General features: G+C 48.5%; 20 protein-coding genes. 3 read left to right on the top strand and 17 right to left on the bottom strand.

The features are described from left to right. From NWE96_02300 to NWE96_02290, 3 genes are all read right to left on the bottom strand, one after another. A partial coding sequence (locus tag NWE96_02300) for a hypothetical protein (protein ID MCW3982809.1) occupies nt 1-228 on the bottom strand: 228 nt, incomplete at its 3' end. Between the two features lie 183 nt (nt 229-411). Beyond that, complete coding sequence (rsxC, locus tag NWE96_02295; GenBank protein ID MCW3982808.1) at nt 412-1,692, bottom strand: electron transport complex subunit RsxC; 1,281 nt, start codon at nt 1,690-1,692, stop codon at nt 412-414. A 5-nt stretch (nt 1,693-1,697) separates the two neighbouring features. Then, nucleotides 1,698-2,810: an RnfABCDGE type electron transport complex subunit D gene (locus NWE96_02290; GenBank protein MCW3982807.1), complete on the bottom strand. Its 1,113-nt coding sequence runs from the start codon at nt 2,808-2,810 to the stop codon at nt 1,698-1,700. Between the two features lie 280 nt (nt 2,811-3,090). Here NWE96_02290 and NWE96_02285 point away from each other — a divergent pair, with 280 nt between their 5' ends. Continuing rightward, nucleotides 3,091-3,543, top strand: a complete 453-nt coding sequence (locus NWE96_02285) for a hypothetical protein (GenBank protein ID MCW3982806.1) — start codon at nt 3,091-3,093, stop codon at nt 3,541-3,543. 107 nt (nt 3,544-3,650) lie between these two features. Further along, nucleotides 3,651-4,763 (top strand): radical SAM protein, encoded by a 1,113-nt coding sequence (locus NWE96_02280; GenBank protein MCW3982805.1) that lies wholly within the window; start codon nt 3,651-3,653, stop codon nt 4,761-4,763. Between the two features lie 243 nt (nt 4,764-5,006). Here the strand turns inward: NWE96_02280 and NWE96_02275 are convergent, their stop codons facing one another. The 13 genes from NWE96_02275 to NWE96_02215 all read right to left on the bottom strand — a co-directional run bounded on the left by NWE96_02275 (nt 5,007) and on the right by NWE96_02215 (nt 16,359). Then, a complete protein-coding gene (locus tag NWE96_02275; protein ID MCW3982804.1) occupies nt 5,007-5,381 on the bottom strand; it encodes a type II toxin-antitoxin system VapC family toxin in 375 nt (124 codons plus the stop codon). After that, on the bottom strand, nt 5,378-5,614 hold the full coding sequence (locus tag NWE96_02270; GenBank protein ID MCW3982803.1) for a hypothetical protein: 237 nt from the start codon (nt 5,612-5,614) through the stop codon (nt 5,378-5,380). Before NWE96_02270 ends, NWE96_02275 begins: the two co-directional genes overlap by 4 nt. A 305-nt stretch (nt 5,615-5,919) precedes the next feature. Then, nucleotides 5,920-6,831 (bottom strand): carbohydrate kinase family protein, encoded by a 912-nt coding sequence (locus tag NWE96_02265; protein ID MCW3982802.1) that lies wholly within the window; start codon nt 6,829-6,831, stop codon nt 5,920-5,922. Next, a complete protein-coding gene (locus tag NWE96_02260; protein MCW3982801.1) occupies nt 6,828-7,733 on the bottom strand; it encodes a formylmethanofuran--tetrahydromethanopterin N-formyltransferase in 906 nt (301 codons plus the stop codon). The genes NWE96_02265 and NWE96_02260 overlap by 4 nt, the downstream gene beginning before the upstream one ends. Then, the gene (locus tag NWE96_02255; protein ID MCW3982800.1) at nt 7,734-8,816 is read right to left on the bottom strand and encodes an HAD hydrolase family protein; all 1,083 of its coding nucleotides are present in this window, start codon (nt 8,814-8,816) and stop codon (nt 7,734-7,736) included. After that, the gene (locus tag NWE96_02250; protein ID MCW3982799.1) at nt 8,813-10,228 is read right to left on the bottom strand and encodes a hypothetical protein; all 1,416 of its coding nucleotides are present in this window, start codon (nt 10,226-10,228) and stop codon (nt 8,813-8,815) included. The genes NWE96_02255 and NWE96_02250 overlap by 4 nt, the downstream gene beginning before the upstream one ends. Nucleotides 10,229-10,279: 51 nt before the next feature. Beyond that, nucleotides 10,280-11,593: an amidophosphoribosyltransferase gene (locus NWE96_02245; protein MCW3982798.1), complete on the bottom strand. Its 1,314-nt coding sequence runs from the start codon at nt 11,591-11,593 to the stop codon at nt 10,280-10,282. Between the two features lie 333 nt (nt 11,594-11,926). After that, entirely contained in the window at nt 11,927-12,310 is a 384-nt protein-coding gene (locus tag NWE96_02240) for a VOC family protein (protein MCW3982797.1), read from the bottom strand. 109 nt (nt 12,311-12,419) lie between these two features. Then, nucleotides 12,420-12,893, bottom strand: a complete 474-nt coding sequence (locus NWE96_02235) for an NAD(P)H-dependent oxidoreductase (protein ID MCW3982796.1) — start codon at nt 12,891-12,893, stop codon at nt 12,420-12,422. 146 nt (nt 12,894-13,039) lie between these two features. Then, nucleotides 13,040-13,753: a ribose-5-phosphate isomerase RpiA gene (gene rpiA / locus NWE96_02230; protein ID MCW3982795.1), complete on the bottom strand. Its 714-nt coding sequence runs from the start codon at nt 13,751-13,753 to the stop codon at nt 13,040-13,042. Continuing rightward, on the bottom strand, nt 13,743-14,519 hold the full coding sequence (locus NWE96_02225) for a hypothetical protein (protein MCW3982794.1): 777 nt from the start codon (nt 14,517-14,519) through the stop codon (nt 13,743-13,745). Before NWE96_02225 ends, rpiA begins: the two co-directional genes overlap by 11 nt. A 114-nt stretch (nt 14,520-14,633) precedes the next feature. Continuing rightward, nucleotides 14,634-15,404 (bottom strand): helix-turn-helix domain-containing protein, encoded by a 771-nt coding sequence (locus NWE96_02220; GenBank protein MCW3982793.1) that lies wholly within the window; start codon nt 15,402-15,404, stop codon nt 14,634-14,636. A 55-nt stretch (nt 15,405-15,459) separates the two neighbouring features. Further along, complete coding sequence (locus NWE96_02215; GenBank protein ID MCW3982792.1) at nt 15,460-16,359, bottom strand: DMT family transporter; 900 nt, start codon at nt 16,357-16,359, stop codon at nt 15,460-15,462. 150 nt (nt 16,360-16,509) lie between these two features. Between NWE96_02215 and albA the strand changes: the two genes are divergently transcribed. Next, nucleotides 16,510-16,800: a DNA-binding protein Alba gene (gene albA / locus NWE96_02210; protein MCW3982791.1), complete on the top strand. Its 291-nt coding sequence runs from the start codon at nt 16,510-16,512 to the stop codon at nt 16,798-16,800. Nucleotides 16,801-16,851: 51 nt separating this feature from the next. Here the strand turns inward: albA and NWE96_02205 are convergent, their stop codons facing one another. Then, the gene (locus tag NWE96_02205; protein MCW3982790.1) at nt 16,852-17,712 is read right to left on the bottom strand and encodes an Mrp/NBP35 family ATP-binding protein; all 861 of its coding nucleotides are present in this window, start codon (nt 17,710-17,712) and stop codon (nt 16,852-16,854) included. Between the last annotated feature and the right edge of the window lie 95 nt (nt 17,713-17,807).

Raw genomic sequence — 17,807 nt, 5'->3', positions numbered from 1 at the left:
AGCCCACTTATTCCAGAGCAAACCCAGAACCAAGGGGACACCAAGGATGATCATTTCAGCAAAGCCAGAAACAAGAATAACCGCAATAACGTTATCCGCACCAAGAATATGATGCTGACCGCCAACGTTGATATAGACCGCAAAGACATAGATGAGCAAGACGAGAATCAGCGGAATAATGATGCCGTCGAAGATATTTGATAGTTTAAATTTGTTGTTTTCTGCCAATTTTAATCCCTTTACTTCTATTTTACATAGTGGCGTGTTTATAAGCTTAATGCTTGAAAGCTTTGCAACGTGAAATTCGCAAACTAAATCCGCTATGTTTGAACAAACGAGCAACAGCTTAACGTGAATCTAAAAGAGAAAGCGGGTTTTTAAAAAAGAATAAAGGGAAAAGAAGTGTGTGCCCTAAGAGCGGGCCATCTTGACGTTAGCAGCTAACGGCAATCGGGCTGGACAAACATAGGAGCAAGTTCCGCATACGATGCAGTCTTTTGCCCAAAGTTTCTCAGCTTTCGCAAAGTCACCTTTGATGACGGCATTGTAGATTGCTACTGGTTGGAGGCGTGCTGGACATGCGTCGACACATCTACCGCAGTGGATACAGGCTGTTGGTTTTTTGGGTTTGGCGTGTGCTTTGTTGAAGCAGATGATGCTTGAGGTGCGTTTGGTGACTGGCGAATCGAGTGTTTGCAGTGCAGTGCCCATCATGACTCCGCCAACTACGACTGAGCCGCAGTCTGTGACGTTGTTTGCGCTCAGGATTTCGCGTATGGGGGTGCCGATTTTAACCATGAGATTCTTTGGGTTTGCGACATCGCCGTTTAGGGTGGTGACTCTGCTTATGAGGGGTTCACCTTCGAAAACTGCGTTTGCGATTGCGTTGATGGTTGCAACGTTCTGGACTATGGTGCCCATTTCGTAGCTGCGTTTGCCTGCAGGGGTTTCGTAGCCTAAGATTGCTTTCTGCATCATGCTTGCGTCGCCTTGCTGGTAGGTGAGGTGTTTCGCGATAACTTCGGTGTCTGGTTCTTTACTGAATGCTTCTTGGAGTTTAGGTACCGCTTCGACTTTGCTGTCTTTGGTGACGACGATAACTTTGGGGTTGCCCAAAATCTTGCGGATAACGCGTACACCACGAACCAAGTTTGCGGTTCGCTCGATCATTATGCGTTCGTCTGCTGTGTCGTATGGTTCGCCTTCCGCGCCGTTGACGAGGATTTGTTTGATTTTTTTGTCTGCTGGTACTGCGAGTTTGACGCTGGTTGGGAAACCTGCGCCACCCATGCCGATGATGCCTGCTTCGCGGATAATTTTCAGCAAATCTTCTACTTTGGTGGTGGCTAATTCGGATTCTTTGATGGGTGTTAGGGTTTTGTCTTTGGTTTTTTTGCCGTCGTTTTCTATGAATATCGCTTCGGTTGGTGCTTCAAAGCAACTGTTGAAGGCGTTTTCGATTTTGATGACTTTGCCGCTTATGGGGCTGTGGACGGGTGCGCTGACGCGTTCTTTGGTGTCTGCGATTTTTTGGCCGATGGCTACTGTGTCGCCGACTTTAACCAGTGGGAGGTTTGTTGCTCCCGACTGCTGGTTGGTTAGCACTACTGCAATTTTGGGGTCTGGGAAGACTTCGATGGGGGTTTTTCTTGCAACGTCTTTAACTTCTGGTATATGTACTAAGTTTGCCATTTTGTTCATCTCCCGAAGGGTTTGTTGATGCGTACCTTGTCGATAAGGGGCACTGTGAGGTTCATGATCAACAATGCTAGCAAAGAGCCGCCGAAGAAGCCCATAAAGGTTTGTATCAGTATGGTTAGAATTGCGAGGCCGACGCCGAAGATGATTTGTCCGATTCCACTGTAGGGTGTTGTCGCGGGGTCTGTTGCCATAAAGAACGCCATAAATATGGAGCTACCCATGAAGACCTCAAATAGTAGTCTTGTTGTGAGATCTGCGTCTCCGAAGATCAGTGAGAATATGATTGAAGCTACTGAAATAGCGATTAAGTAGCTGGCGGTGATTTTCCATTTGAAGTATTTGCGTCCGATTGCGAAAAGCGCGATGCCTGCGATGATGACTGCGATGCTGCATGCTCCACCGGTCCATCCGTGGTACTTTTCAAGAATCATAAGTTGCTCAATGCTTGGCAATGAACCCATCATGTTCATGGGGTTTGCGTAACAACCTTGTAGGTAGCTACCAAAGCCAGCCATGCCGTTGGTTCCAATTGCTGTAGGAGCTGCGCCTATTGGACCTGCCAAAGATGGAACACCGAGTGGCCCTGTACTTAGGTGGTCAACTGCTAGAAGGGTTGCGGGCAAACTTGGAAGCAGTACAAGGAACTTGGCTGCTGCAGCGGGGTTAACGGGTTTTCGTCCTGCTAGACTCATAACTTTCTTGAAAACGACCAACCCGAGAAGTGTAATTATTGCAACGTAGTAGAATGCAAGGGGCGCTTCAACCGGCAAGCCAGTTTCAGTGTTCATGGCGGGTACGCCAAGAGTATAACATGCAACAACTATTAGTCCAAAAACTGCTGCGGACCATGTGTTAACTTCACTGTCTGCTGCTGCTTTGCCGATCAGGAAGTCAAACGCTACGGCTAGACCGACTGCGATGATTATGCATACGACAACGGTTACGCCTAGGTTCCATCCAGAGGTAGTTGTGACTTGAGACCATAAAGCTGCTGAGACAATAAGTGTGGCGAGTATTGCGAAGAATGTTAATTGCATCATGCGGTTTTTTGTCATTGGACTGTGTATGTGTGGTGCTGGGTTTACAACTAGTTGTGATTCGTTACTCATTTTTCGATAACCTTCTCAAATAAAGAGGTAATTCTAAGCGCTGACTTATTAAACTTTTTCGCGAACATGCCGAAATAGCTGTTTTGGGCGGTGTTTTGGGCTTTAACAAAGTTTTTTTGAGTAAAAATTCAACAGCGAAAGAAAAAATCACCAAACAACCGAGAACAGTCAAAAGCAGTTTATGGAGGGCACAGTTGACAACCAGCAAACCAGCTAAATTTATTAGCAAAGCTAATACGCCTAAAACCGCACTAATGCAGAAATAGGCAGAGATGAAAAAATGTCCCAAGCCGAGGAACTGCAGGGAATCACCCTAAACGTCTACCTCTACGTAGCAAAAAAACACAAACCCGTCGGACCCAGAGACGTAACCAAAGGCGTCAACCTCAGCAGCCCAAGCGTGGCGTATCGGCATCTGCAGAAGCTTGAAGACGCAGGCTATTTGGCCAAGAACGAGTTCGGCGAGTACTGGGTGGCAAAAAAAGCCTCGCTCAAAGGACAAGTATGGCTGGGTCGCAGGTTAGTGCCCAAGATGTGGTTGTACGCGGCGGTTTTTTTGGGGATTTTGGTGGTGGAGCTTGTGATTTTTGCGGTGCATTTTGAGGTTGAGAATTACGAGTTCAAAGTGTTCTTTTCGCTATTGACGCTCATTACGGGTTTGGCTTTGGCGGTTTTTGTGGTTGAGGGGTTCCTGCAGAATCGGCGTAAAATAAGCAGTTCCGTTTCTGAATAGGGGGTTTGGTTGGCTGCTTCTGCATGGAGAGGGCAGATGTAGAAACATGGTTTGTTAGAGTAAGTTTTATATCAGCTAGGCAAATCTTATGTTTCTCCGTGAATTGAATGAATCCTACCACAACCCCTTTGTTCATGGTTGTTTGGCGCTGTACCCGAAACTGTGTTGGCTCTTGCACCTACTGCAGCTACATTAAAGACTACGCAAAAGACCAAGAGCTAAGCACTGAACAAGCTAAACATATGGTTGATGAAATAGCAGATTTTGGCTCACAATGGTTTGGAATCAGCGGCGGAGAGCCATTGGTTCGCCCAGACATCTGGGAAATCATCGAATACGCCGAAAAAGAACACGGCTTAAACGTGAGTTTGATTACAAGCGGCTATGCGTGGGATGAAGAACGCTTTAACAAATTAACAAAGTATAACGTTAAAACCGCCATAAGCATCGATGGCGAACGAGACATGAACGATAAAATCCGACGCCCCGGCGGCTACGATAAAGCGATGCATGCTATGCAGAAACTTAGCAGCGTCGGATTACTCGACTGCTTGGTCACAACTATGACTAAGCATAACATTCACCAGATGCCACACACTGCAGCGTTGGCAGAGCAATACCATGCACGTTCAGTGGTCTATCACAACCTCGTACCAGTCGGCAGAGCAGGCGAACACATGGAAGACATCGCCCCTACACCCGAACAATACGAAGTTGCCTTTAACGAAATCTACGAAATCCAACGTAAACTCTACGGCAAAGTCAAAGTCAACGTATATGCGCCCTTTTACGCTCGCATAGTCAAACAGAAAAACACAGCGGACTTCTGGGACTGGTTCAACGAAGGCTACCTCGGCAGATGCACCATCGGCGGCAACTACATCGGCATCACAGAAAACGGCGACTACCGAAGCTGCGGCTTCCACGAAGGCTACAGAGTCGGCAACGTCAAAGAAACCAAACTGCGCCAGGCATGGGAAGACCTACAGAAAAGCGAATTCCACCTCAAACTACGCAACAAGAACAACCTCAAAGGCAGATGTGGAGTATGCGAATACCGAGAAATCTGCGGCGGATGCAGAACACGCGCTGAATACTACACTGGCGACTTGTTCGCTTCAGACCCAGCGTGCGCCTATATCCCAAAGGTCTTGCGTGAAGACCCCAAAGCATTTGAGGCAATGCAAAAAGAAGCATACGCCCAACTCAAAAAACAGTAAAACCACCCCTTCTTCTTTCAATTCGGTTCATCTTAAAAATGTAAACACTTATTCAGTCTTGTTCTGTACTGGACAACACGCATTTTAACTAAACACTGAACATTGAAAACCACGCGACCTCTCACCGAGTACCTCCCCTCCCTTATATAAAGAGGCAAAAGCGATTATGTCGGTTTTTGGAATTCTACAAGGTGGCAATTGGATGCATTGCGTTTGGGGGTCGCCTAAACTGAAAGGTCTATTTTAGACGACTTTGACGCTGTCTTTGTTTATTTTAGCGAGTTTTTGGTCTCTGGTCAGTAATACCTCATCGTTAGCCAGCGCGATTCCCACAATGAGTAAATCGTTTTCGTTGACCAGTTTTCCTGCATCCTGCAACTCTTTGTATGTTTTGGCAGCTTCTTTGGCGGCGGCTGAATCGAAAGGGTAAACGGTCAGCTCAGAGAGGAAGTCTTCGGCGAGGTGGCGTTTTAGTTTTGTTTTGTGCTTGAGTAATTCGTATTCGGTTATGCTGGTTGTCTTTACGTCGCCTTTATCGGCGATTTCTTCAATCAAGGAAACAATTTTTTTGTCGCCAGCTAAGAAATCGATGATAACGCTTGTGTCTATTAACGTCATTGTTCCACTTCAAATGTTCGACCGTAATTTGCTTCTCTTTCGGCGGCTACCTGTTTTTTTAGTTCTTCAAGTTTCTCTTTTTCGTCCTTCATGACGCCTGCGAATCTCATTATGTCGGTTTTTTTCTTTTTTTCGGACAGGCTTTCTTTGATTACTTCTGAGAAGCTTTTTTTGCCTTTATGTTTTAGGAGAAGTTCGTAGACTTCGTTTGAGACCGAAATCTGTCTCGCCATCATTATTCACTATACATAATGTATACATAGAAACTGATAAGCGTTATTCTGACGAAGGCCACACAACAAAAGCGGCTCCTAAAGGACGCAGATGCTTGTTTTGCTCAAGCGGCGAAACTCCGATGCAAATACGCTGAGTTGCCGACTGCCGACGCAATCATAGCAGCGACTGGAATTGTTTTGGAGTGCGATTGTATTTTAACTGACGACAGGCACATCAAGCAGGTCAAAGAAGTTAAGACAAGATGGATTTAGAAAAACACGTTTGATGAACTCAAACGGCCGCCGCTCCGCAGTTGTAGACACTAAATTAGCGTCAAATCTTTTTCATATGGCAAGCCGTCGCGTGCGCCCATCTTCATCACGCTTCTGGAAGCCACGTAATTGCCGAGTCTGCCGCATTCGAAGAGGGGTTTGTTGTGGATTAATCCGTAGAGAAAACCTGCGTTGAAGGCGTCGCCTGCGCCTGTGGTGTCGATGGCTTGGACTTTGAAGGGAGGGATGGTTTTCTTTTCTTCTCCGTTGGTGACGTAGCAGCCTTTGTCGCCCAACTTGACGGCGACTATTTCGACTCCCATGTCAAGCAGCATTTGGGCTCCCGCGGGAATGTCTGAGGTGCCTGTAATGAGTCCAAGTTCTACTGCGTTAGGCAGCATAACAGTAGAGTTCTGGATTAAGGGCTCAATCGCCGCCAGTCCCTTCTGCGCATAAAGCGAACCTGGGTCGAAGCTGACTTTAACGCTGTCAGGTAAGAAACTCATCAACTTCTTCTGAACACGGAAAGATTTCTCACCCACAAACGAGGACAAATGTAGGAATTGAGTGTCGGTTATGTATTTGGCGTTTAGTTCTCGGAATTCGATGCTGTCGTTGACGCCGGGGTTAATGTAGAGGGCTCGTGCACCTTTTTTGTCCACGAAGCCAAGACAAACACCACTTTTGCCTTTGGCTGCATGGATGATGCCTTCTGTGTTTACGCCTTCTTTTTGGAAGCATTCTATTTGCAGTTTGCCTTCGTGGTCGTCGGCGACTTTACCTATGAAGCCGACTTTACAGCCCAACCTCGCCAACCCAACCATGGTGTTGGCTGCTGAACCGCCGCATGCTTCGGTGTAATCGTAGATGAAGCTTTCTTCTTCAGCGCCCGCTATCTTATCCACTTTAAGAAGCGTGTCAACGTTTAGTGCGCCGAAACCGATTACGTCAAATTTTGTCATTGGAATATCTCGCTGAGTTGGATTTTGTATTTGCCCAGTTTGCCCTCGTAGTTGCCTGCGGAGATCCTCACCACTCCGGGAACGGTTAGGGCGGCTTCTATGCCTGCTTTTGTGGCTGCTTTTAGGGCTTCAACTGAGATGCCGTCGTAGACGATTTCGGCGATGTATCCTACGCCGTCGGGCACTTTGGATTCTTTGCCCAGTTTGGCTTTGAGTGAGGGACAGAAAATGTGGTTGGTTGTGGGTCCAATCTGGGGGAAATGGGTTTCGGGTTTACTGCCTGCTGAACAGATGTCAAACGTGGTGACGACGCCGTCTACTTCGTGGATTGCGTCGAGGGCTTTCTTGCCTGCCTCTTTGAGCGCTTCTTTAGTGGTGCACATGAACCAAAAGTTGCCGCCTGCCACTCCACGTGCGTAACCGATGTAGTGTTCGATGACGAAGTCAGGAACCATCAAAGGAACCACGATGACTTCTCTACCGTGACGTTGCTCCACCCATTCGTAACCGTCACCGCAGTGCCCCACCCTCTCCATCATGTCCAATTTGCCTTCAGCGTTTGGCAAGGCATCAAAAACTGCTGTGAAAGGTTTTACGAGGATGTCTTGGCGGATGCGGTAGCTGAGTTCTTTCTCGAATTTCTCTAGCGACTGTTCGAAGGTTTTTTTGGGGTCGATTTGTCCCCAGAACTGCAAGATTGCGCCGATTCTGCCGTCAGGGGTTTGGTCTGCGCTAAGGTAGCGTTCGACGCCGCCCTCAGTTCTGCCAATCACCGTTGCAGGAGTTGCAGTTGAATCCGACGCGGCTTTGCACAGTGTCTCCACATCGTCGGCGGTTACGATTACGCGGCAGAATATGCCTTCGAAGGCTTCTATGAATGTGTCATCAATTCTTGGGTTCATCTAGCCGAGTCTCCCGATAGCGACTCCGCGCACTTGCTTTCGAAACTCGCTGCTCTCTTTGACGAGGGCATCGACGTTTCTGGGGGTGATGATTTCTAGTCGCGGCAGGGTTCGGGGGTAGACTTTGTAGGCTTGTCGCAAGAGGGCGCCGCTGGTTCCGCTTTCTTCGACTGCAGCGCGGGTCCAGTACATGAAAACTTTCATAGCAGGAGTTTTACCCAACCTACAGAATATGTCAGCTACTATGGCGAGAACCAGGTTGCTTTCTGAACAGACCGAGATTTCGGCGTTTCTAACTGCGTAGCTGTTGCCGTTGAAGGAAACTGCTAAGCCGCCTTCTTCGCGAACAAGTTTGAGGGCTTCCACATCGGTTATGCTGTCACCCACATACATCACGTCGGAGAGTCGCACGCCTGAGCGTTCTGCGGCGTCACGGATGGCTTGGGCTTTCTGTTCGCCCCCGATGGTGACAACGTCAGTTAACAGTTTACCCACTGACATCTGCGGGATTTCTTTCCAGAAAATTTCATCTAAGCGTTTGAGGCTGGCTTGGTCGACGGGTGAGAAATCTCCAAGCGCAACCGCGTTGGAGGGGATTTCTATTAGGGGCATCTGGGCGATTTCTTGAGCAAAAGTTTTTAGTTTCTCGGCTTCTTGGGGTGTGATGGTGTAGTTGTCGAGGTTTAGTTTGGTGCAGTAAGTGTTTTGGTAGGGGAACTCGACAGCTTTGCATAATGCTTTGATGTATTGTTCGTAGCTGGTGCTGACGATGAAGGCGTCGCCGACTTGTTGGATGTGGCGCAGTGTGGCTTGGGTGTTTGCGAGAAGAAGGATGTTTTTGGCTGAAAACTCTTCGACCTGCTGATCAGTTAAGCCATATGCTTTGAAAAACGGCAGAATCAGCCTAAGCGTGCTACCAGCGGAGTAACCCGACTTCTCCAGCACATCCGCCAATACGTCGTCGTATTTGCTTATGTTGCTGAAGAGTTTGTCTCCACTCGGAATAAAATTTGCTGCTAACTCGTAGGCGTTGTCGTTTTTTGAGATGGGTCCTTCACAGTCTGAAATAAAGAGTCGTTTCAAATCTTTTCCCTCAACATACACATATGATTGATACTTTTAGCTATGTGCTCTTTGCTGGCGACGTCGGTGCGGTTCCACAAGGCGCCGCCTGTGATGGCTTTGGCTCCTTCTTGGCTGATTTGGCGGGCTTCCTCGATGCTGTCGCCGATACCTAAGACGCCGATTGCGCGAGATTTGAGTGCGTAGTTTTTGCCGTCGCGGATTTCCATGGAGCCGGGGTAGATTCGGATTTTGTCACCGTACTTTTGGGTGAGGGCTTCGGCTTTTGAGAGATCAACCGGAGAGCCCACTTCGGCTTGAACGACTTTGTCGGCGTAGACTTGAGAATAGCCGCCATAGTCTGGTGGAACCTTGTAGGTTAGAACCGTCGCCGACTTCTCCATAGCAACACTGGTTAAGGTGCCGTCCACCATTTTTAGGCACACATCGACAAAGTCGTCTTTTATTACTGGAAGCAAATTCATGATTTCAGGGTCCCCGGGGCGGCTGTTGATTTCGAGGATTTTGATACCCTTGCCCGTATGCATAAACGCCAAATACAGCGGCACCCCACGCAGGGCGGTGTCGTCTGGGATTTTCTTTCGCCAACCCGTAAAGATTTTCTCAGCCAGTGCCAACTCGGATTCGCGGTCTGCTGCGGTGAGAAATGGCAGGTAGTCGGCTGAGTCTTTGTAGGAGCCCATGCCGCCTGTGTTTGGTCCGCGGTCGTCGTCGAAGGCGCGTTTGTAGTCGCGTGTGTCGGGAAGTGGGATGAAGTGTTTGCCGTCGCAGAAGCCCATGCAGCTGGATTCTTCGCCAGGTACTTTTTCCTCGATTATGACTGAGCCGTATTTGAAGTTGGATAGGAAGTGTTCAAAGAGTTGCTCGCGGGTGGCGAAGTGGTCGCCCCAGACGCCGACGCCTTTGCCTAACGCGGGTTTGTCAGGTTTGACGACAGCTTGATTATCCAGTTCATCTAGCCATCTATAAACGGCTTCTTTGACGTCGGTTTCTGTCTTGTAGATAGCTGGGTCGAAGACTTTGAAGCGGGGGTTAGCATCGGGCGCGATTTCTTCGAAAAGGACACGTTGAGCGACTTTGCTTTCCTCGATGGCGTAAGCTTTTTTGGGGCAGATAACGGGGATGCCTGTTTTTTCTTCGATTAAGTCGCGGATGCCTTTGATGATGGGGTTCTCAGATCCCACCAAAACAAAATCGAGGTGATCTTTGTTTTCTTGAGCGAATTTACAGATCTCCCCAACATCCAAGCTGGGAATAACTGCGTGTTTTGTGGCGTGTCCTGCGTTGAAGGGGTTGCGTTGTTTGTCGGCAACGTAGAGTTCAACGTGGTAGTTTTTGCTGCGCAGAAGCGTATCTGCCATGGCAACTTCTCTTGCGCCATAAGAAACCAACAGGACACCTATCGTCTCCATCCAAGATACACCGTTACTTGCTCTACTCTTTAGAGGGAACGCTTAATAGAGTTACGGCTGAACCTCATCGTTCTCGTAGATACGGCCCTTCTCTTCATAGCCCTCTTCGAAGCGTTTCTTCATGGCGTCAGCGATTTTCTGTGCACAGGGCGTTGGGTACTTGCCGGTTATGCAGGCAAGGCAAAGTTCGTTTTCGGTTTTGCCTGTTGCGCGGACGAGGTTTTCGATGGATTGGTAGCATACGCCGTCGGCTCCGATGATTTTGGCGATTTCTTGAGGTGTGTGGCGTGAACCGACGAGTTGACCGTAGCTGGACATATCGATGCCGTAGAAGCAGGGGCCGATGATTCGGGGGAAAGTGACAAAGACATAGACTTTCTTTGCACCTGCAGCCCGCATTTTCTCTATGATAACTTTGGTTGTATCGCCACGGACAATGCTGTCTTCGGTTATGATGACACGTTTGTCTTTGACTTTGGCTCCTAAAATGTTGATTTTCTTGTCGATGGTTGAGTAACGTTCAGCGTTGAGCAAAATGAAAGCGCGTTCAGTAACGTAGCGGTGGCGGCGGGATGCACGTTCCCACCTGAGTCCTGAAGCTTCATGGACGCCCATCGCGGGGTCGTCGCCTGTTTCAGGCACTGACATTATGATGTCTGCGTTTTTCACGACGTCAGGGTTCTCTTTAACGATGTTACGTCCGAATTCCTCCCGAATTTCGTACACGTATTTGCCGTTAAAAATTGAGTCTGGTCTTGCAAAATAAGCGAATTCGAAGGCACAAAAGGCAGGGCGAGGATTGGGGATAACTTGAATTCGCTTAAACCCGTCTTTTGTGGCGATCACGAGTTCGCCGGGGTTTAACTCGAAGTCTCGGACGAAGCCGTTCATGTCAAAGCTTACGGTTTCCGAGGAAAACGCGAAAGTTTTGCCCTCAGGGTCGTGTCCTGCGCAGAGAGGTTTTATACCATGCGGGTCTTTGAAGGCAAAAAAGTCGCCGTCGCCTGTTATGCCTGTGACGCTGAATGCTCCGTCGAGGCTTTCCATAACTGCTTTGGCTGCTGCAACCAAATCTTTGTCTTTTTTGTATGAGAGGAGCATTTTGTGGCAGACCAAATCGGAGTCACAGTTATAGATGAAGTTTGGGAAATTCTGAGCCATCTCTTTCTTAAGCGGTAAAGTGTTGACGATGTTGCCGTTGAAGGACAAAGCGATTTTGACGCCGTCCGCGGAGGCCGTGAAGGGCTGGGTGCCCTGTACGATGGATACATCGTCGCATTTGCCTGAAGTGGTGTAGCGGACGTTGCCGATGCCGACTGATCCGGGGAGGCGCCCGAACCATTCGTTTATGGCGTTGCTTTTCACTTTCGGTACAAGGTCTAGGTTCTTGTATGAGTAGAACTGTCCATTGTTATATGTGAGGAATCCGTGTGATTGGTGTCCTCGGTGGTTTTGGGCACGGAGTCCCCAGTAAACGTAGGGGAATACTGGGTGGTTTTCGTAGTTTATTGCGCCAAAGATGCCGCAGCCTATATGGGTCCCTTCTAGCGTTGAATAGGCAAGTAGTGAAAGAAGGGGTTTATCAGCTTTTAGTACAAATTTAGTTAAAACCCACGGTGTTTTTATAAAATGATGTTAAAACAAGGGGTTGCATGTGAGGGCCGTTTTATCTAACCCTTAACCGAAAATCAAGTTGCACTAAGCCATCGGCATTACTTCAAAGAGGCCAAAGGTGTTGCCTTCTGGGTCTTGGGCGAGAGCAAACCAACCCATACCGGGAACTTCCGTCTTTGAAACTACGATTTTTCCGCCTAAATCGGCTATTTTTTTGCTGTATTCTTCGACGGATTCCACGTAGACGTAGTTTACCGGTTGCTGTTGGGGCTGCTCTTTTTTGTAGAGACCGCCGTTGACGCCGGGGCGAAGCAGGTTGCCTTTTTCATCCATGGGCACCGTTGTTACAGAGTAGTATTCCATACCTTCGAGTTTCTCGATTTTCCAACCGAAAAGCGTCGAGTAGAATTTCTTCATCTTCTCCACATCGTTAGCGGGGATTTCAAAATGAATGATTGTATGATCCACAAAATTCACCAGTAAACCGATGCACACACCAAGATAAAACGGTTGTCAACTGGATTAACTGAAAGAACAGAAGCGTAAATTGTTGGGGTTGCGGAGTTTATTGAAACACTCAAAACTGTTTTAGCAACGTGCACCATTCGGCGATTTTCTGTTCTGTCTCTTCTTTTTTGCCCATCGGATCAACTAAAGGCAACTCACTTACCACATTAGCATTGGTTAGTAACGCTTTGGTTCGCTCAGCGGCTTGTTTCATGTCTGAACCGAAAGTGTAAAACAAAGCAACCTTCTTGCCCGTTAAGTCGTTTTGGCTGATGTATGTTCTAACGGCTGGTGTAGGTGCCCAAGCCCAAATCGGCGTCCCAATAACCAACAAATCATAGTCGGCAGGCGACCTTTTTAGGGGCGCGATTTTGGTGAGTTTCTTTTGAGAGGCGTCTTTGCCGCCTATGATCCAGCCGAGTTTGCCTTCGCGTTTTTTGAGGTCTACAATTTCTTCGAGGTCAGCGCCGAGTTCCGCTGCGATGGTTTGGGCGACGAAGCGGGTTGTGCCGGTTCGGGTGTAGTAAACGACTAAGCTCTTCATGTTGGGTCAATTAGGGTTTCTTTGTTTGTGCTATAAGAGATTTGCCATAAGAATCAGCTAAAACGATGCGGCACGCGACGTCTCTGCGGAGAGGTCCCCTCCCTTATTTAAATGGGAATGGTGTAGAACACAGCAAAATGGCGCGGTTAAAATTTTGGTTTAGTAATCTTCTCTACGCCACTATCCGTTCCTATGTAGGCTATGTCTGTTAAGCCCACAAAGAACCCTGTTTCAACCACACCTGGAATCATCTTCACCTTAACCGCGAGTTCGGCGGGGTTTTTGATTTCCCCAAAATAGGCATCGATAACTGCGTTGCCGTTGTCAGTTATTAGTGGACCGAGTTTACCTTTAGCTTCCCGAACGACGGGTTTAGCTCCGAGTTCGCTGAGTTTGCGTTTGACGGGGGCGAGGGCGAAGGGGATGACTTCGACTGGGACGAACTGGTTGTTTGCGCCTAGATAGGTGGCTTTTTTGTTTTGGTCCGCGATGATTATGTTCAGCTTGGAGGATGCGGCAACGATTTTTTCGCGTGCTAATGCTGCGCCGCCTCCTTTGATTAGGTAGAGTTCGGGCGTTAGCTGGTCTGCGCCGTCGATTGTTACGTCGATAACTGGGTGTTCCTCGAGCGTTGTAATTGGGATACCGCAGTCGACTGCCAACTGGAATGCTTGGTAGCTGCTGGGGATGCCCAAGATTTTGATTTTCTCGTTTTTCATACGTTGACCGAGGGCTTCGACGGCGAGGGCGGCTGTGCTGCCACTGCCTAAACCCACTATAAACCCATCTTGGACGTGCTTAACAGCTTCCAGTGCGGCTCTCTGTTTCTGTTCTACTATGGGGTCTGTGCTAGCTTTCAATTTCCATCTGTCCTAACTTGTCTAAGACTTTCTCAACTTCGCTTCGAATTGACTCTATGCGGCGCTCCGCTTCGCTCTTTGGGGTTGGTTTCTCTTCTGGCGGTTTGCTGCGCTTCTTTGCAGGTTTTTTCTCGCCTGTTTTTGCTTCAGCGGTTTCCTCTTCTGCCTCTTCCTCCTCTTCTTCATCCTCCATCTGGATGGGTGTAGTTGGAATTGGCTTAATTGGGATTTCACGGATCGGTTTGACATCTATGCGTCCGCGCAGTTCCTCTACTTTGCTTGTTAATTCGCCGAAACGTTCGCTGAAAAGCTTCATGAGGTCTTCTTGCATGCTTTCTAACTCGTGTAACGCGATGATGGATTCGTCTTTGGCGATGGATTCTTTTATGGTGTTCATACGTTGTTTGTAGCTGGCTGCTAGGCGTTCGCGTTCAGCTTCGGTGATTTTGCCTTCTGCTTGGGCTTCGTAGAGGCGTCGGATGGCGTCTCCGAGGATTTCCCGTTCCAAATCGAGCATGCGCAGCTCGTCTTTGGCGGAGGCGGCTGTTGTAGCGGGGATGCTTTTAGAAACCCTAAACGGCACTGCGGAGGTGTATAGGGGGTCAAGGGTAGGTTGCAGCGGTTTTGATGGTTCAGCTTTGGGTGCGGTTGGCGTTGTTTTTTTGTTGCTGCTGTATCTGCGCATAGCAAAAACAACTACGCCGACGGCGATGATTATCACTAAAGCGACTGCCAACACGATTATGGGATCATCGTACCAAGCCAAACCATGCCATCCTCGGTATCTGATTGTACAGCATTACATATATTAATTAATATATCCGCTATGTTTGGCGCTTCAAGTTTAAATAAATATTGCAAGAAAAATGAAGCCCATCTTTTAGGCGCTTATTTTTGGCGGTGGACGCACCCTCTTCTTACCCAACTTTATCCGCAACGCGATACGGTAAAGTTTACGCAGCGACATAACCAGCTGCTCAACACTGGGGGCAGATGAATAAATCAGCGGTATCTGTTCGTATTCGGCTATGCGGATGGCTTCTTCGTCGGGTTGGGCTTTGTGGAATATGACAACGCGGGGTTTGAGGCTGCTAACGCGGATAATCATCATCGGCAAGCTGCCGCCGTCAACGTTGGTGAAGACCAGCGCTCGATCTGTGGTTGCCCCAAACAGCTGTGCGTACTCAGAACCAGAATAAGCCTCGACTGCTTTACGGCTGTCTATGACGGTGTAGCCGTTGACTTCTTTGACGAATTTGTCTTTGCAAGCCACGACTTCGCCGCCGATGGCTTTGCAGAGGTACTCCACTCGGACGGGGATTGGGAACTCCCGCAAGTCCACCACGGCCATGCTCGGTGAACTGGTGAGTTTGGCGAATTCTCGGATGAAGCGACTGCCCTTCTTTTCGTCAATAGAAATCAATGAAACCACGAATCGGCGGATGAATTTTGCTCCGGGGCTTTTGCGTCTGCCGCTCTCGTAATCGCTTACAACTGAAGAGGATAATCCCATGGCTTCGCTGAGGCTAGTTTGTGAAACCGCGAATAACTCGCGCCATTTCCGCATGGTCGAACCGGGCCTGCTTGAAAGTATGATTTCTCCGGCGATTCTTCTAGCTAAAATTTCTCTTAGACCCGGCGACACAGACATCAAGATTCCCTGTTTGCACCTTCACCTTTTTGGGATATAAAACTATAGCGCTTCTTTACAATATGAAAATCAAGGCTATGCCTGCCACGACTGCAACTGCCCCAATGATGGTTTTGAGTGAAGCTTTTTCGCGGAGAAACAGGAAGCCTGCGATGGCAGCGAACAGGGGCGATGTTGAGGAGATGGGGATTGCTCGGGCGGGGTCTATTTGTAGGAAACTGTAGTTCATCAAAAACCATCCTAAACCGTTAGCGACTAATCCCCCAATGCAAAGTAGGGCAACGGTGCGACGGTTCATTTTTAGAAAACTGCGGTCACGGTCAATCAAAGGGGATATCGCTATCAAGAGCAAAGCCATGGCGGCGATTCGAACGGTTACCACCGCGTAGTTAGCCCCTAAACCATCAACGGTGACGTTAGTTACTGCCCAATCCATCATCGTGACGCTTACCGACCACACAAACGCCGTAGCCAAGCACAAGCTGACGCCAAGCCAAACCCGCCTGCCTCTAACTGCTGCTTCATCAGGGATTTTTTGGGTGCTCAAAAGCCATATTCCAACCAGAATAACCGCAGCACCAACCACGGCAGACAAAAACAGGGGTTGACCCAGCAGAAACACTGCCCATACGAGACTAAACAGCGGGTAAGAGGAGACCAAAGGGACAGCTCTGGAGACGCCGATCGCTTTGAGCCCATACATGTATAGGGTGTCGCCGACGCCTAACCCCAAAAACCCGCTGACTACGGTAACAGCGACAACCCAAAGCGGTAAACTTGCTAAAACCCCCCATAAACCAAACGCCACCAAAAAGGCAACCAACACCGCCGCGTTTGTTACGCAGCGCACTATGTTGGCGGAGAGTGGTTTAGTGTTCTGCAGTGCTTTGCGGTACAGTAATGGTGCTATGGCCCAGCTTATGGCTGCACCTAAGGATGCGAGTTCCCCTATCATCCGTCCACTTAGCCGTGTGATGGTTAATCTGAAATCTGATTTATAAGGAAGTTTCGCGTACTAAGAGGGTAACGTTCGCACTCCCAATGAGGAGAGACAGCTCGAACGTTACATCGCACAAACCACGTAAAAAAGGAGTTGAAAATATACATGTCTGAAAAAGCAAGTGACGTAATCTTCGTTGGAAACAAACCACCCATGAGCTATGTGCTCGCCATCATAACAGCGTTCTCAAGTGGTGCCCAAAAAGAAATAACCCTAAAAGCACGAGGCCAAGCAATAACCACCGCAGTCGACGTAGCCGAAATCACCAGAAGCCGCTTCATCAAAGATCTTAAAGTCAGCAAAATCGCAATCGGCACTGCCGAGATGCCACCACGTGAAGGCGAAAACAGGTCCAGAATGGTTTCCACAATAGAGATTACTCTAACAAAAGCATAACCATTTTGGCCTAAAAAAAAAATTGTAGAGAGTTTTATCTCTCAACCCTTTTTAATTTTCTTTCTTTGCTTCAATGTACTTCTGCACTTTCGCCACAACATCCATGAACGCTTTAGTGGCAGCCGAATCCTTATGAGCGATCACAAACGGTGTACCCTTATCGGTGTCGACGCCGACTTTGGGGTCGATAGGTATGCTGCCCAAGAAAGCTACCCCTGCCTCTTTCGCCATCGCTTCGCCGCCACCTGAACCGAAAATCTCAGTTTTCTTGCCACAATGCGGACACACAAAGCCACTCATGTTTTCCACCACTCCTATGGTGGGCATGTGCAGGGCGTCTGCGAAGGTTATGGCTTTCTTTACGATGCCACTGGAGAGTTGGCTGGGCATGGTCACTATTACGACGCCGTCCATGTCAGGCAACAGTTGCGCCACACTCAAAGGTTCATCCCCTGTGCCTGGAGGCAAATCGATGAACAGGTAATCGAGTTCGCCCCAAACCACTTCAGCCAAAAACTGTTTGATGGCTCGCATCTTAAGTGGTCCACGCCAAATAGTAGGCGACGCCTCGTTGAGGAAAAAGTCAATAGACATAATCTTCATGCCCAATGGACCCACTATTGGGAAAGCACCGATGGGGCTGGCTTTAACCTGTTTACCTTCAAGCCCTAAAAGGCGGGGCACGCTGGGGCCGTGAATGTCTGCGTCGAGCACTCCGACTGTTTTGCCTTGCAAAGCGAAGGCAGCGGCTAAGTTGACGGTTACGGTGCTTTTGCCGACGCCGCCTTTGCCGCTTATGATGGCGATTTTGTGCTTAATTTTGTCCATGCGTTCTTTTAGTTGGCGTTGTTCTTCGGATTGTTGTTCGCGGTACGCTTTGAGTTGGGCTAGGTTTTTTTCTAATGAAGCCATAAAATATCACTAAGATTTGTTACTGGTTGATTCTTGAGTAACCTAAAATAGTTATTGGTACAACTTCAATTAAAGGCAAGTTAATGGTCTTTTAG

Source organism: Candidatus Bathyarchaeota archaeon (assembly GCA_026014685.1).
Classification (GTDB): domain Archaea; phylum Thermoproteota; class Bathyarchaeia; order Bathyarchaeales; family Bathycorpusculaceae; genus Bathycorpusculum.
The sequence above is the reverse complement of the archived record's forward strand: the minus strand, read 5'-3'. Positions and strand labels throughout refer to the sequence as shown.

Bases quoted from the DNA above. Each gene is read 5' to 3' on its own strand.
- NWE96_02215 (MCW3982792.1), bottom strand. From the start codon at position 16,359: ATGATAGGGGAACTCGCATCCTTAGGTGCAGCCATAAGCTGGGCCATA.
- NWE96_02275 (MCW3982804.1), bottom strand. From the start codon at position 5,381: ATGACGTTAATAGACACAAGCGTTATCATCGATTTCTTAGCTGGCGAC.
- NWE96_02205 (MCW3982790.1), bottom strand. From the start codon at position 17,712: ATGGCTTCATTAGAAAAAAACCTAGCCCAACTCAAAGCGTACCGCGAA.
- NWE96_02250 (MCW3982799.1), bottom strand. From the start codon at position 10,228: ATGGAGACGATAGGTGTCCTGTTGGTTTCTTATGGCGCAAGAGAAGTT.
- NWE96_02235 (MCW3982796.1), bottom strand. From the start codon at position 12,893: ATGAAGAGCTTAGTCGTTTACTACACCCGAACCGGCACAACCCGCTTC.
- albA (MCW3982791.1), top strand. From the start codon at position 16,510: ATGTCTGAAAAAGCAAGTGACGTAATCTTCGTTGGAAACAAACCACCC.
- NWE96_02270 (MCW3982803.1), bottom strand. From the start codon at position 5,614: ATGGCGAGACAGATTTCGGTCTCAAACGAAGTCTACGAACTTCTCCTA.
- NWE96_02220 (MCW3982793.1), bottom strand. From the start codon at position 15,404: ATGTCTGTGTCGCCGGGTCTAAGAGAAATTTTAGCTAGAAGAATCGCC.
- NWE96_02285 (MCW3982806.1), top strand. From the start codon at position 3,091: ATGTCCCAAGCCGAGGAACTGCAGGGAATCACCCTAAACGTCTACCTC.
- NWE96_02265 (MCW3982802.1), bottom strand. From the start codon at position 6,831: ATGACAAAATTTGACGTAATCGGTTTCGGCGCACTAAACGTTGACACG.
- rsxC (MCW3982808.1), bottom strand. From the start codon at position 1,692: ATGGCAAACTTAGTACATATACCAGAAGTTAAAGACGTTGCAAGAAAA.
- NWE96_02290 (MCW3982807.1), bottom strand. From the start codon at position 2,810: ATGAGTAACGAATCACAACTAGTTGTAAACCCAGCACCACACATACAC.
- NWE96_02260 (MCW3982801.1), bottom strand. From the start codon at position 7,733: ATGAACCCAAGAATTGATGACACATTCATAGAAGCCTTCGAAGGCATA.
- NWE96_02280 (MCW3982805.1), top strand. From the start codon at position 3,651: ATGAATCCTACCACAACCCCTTTGTTCATGGTTGTTTGGCGCTGTACC.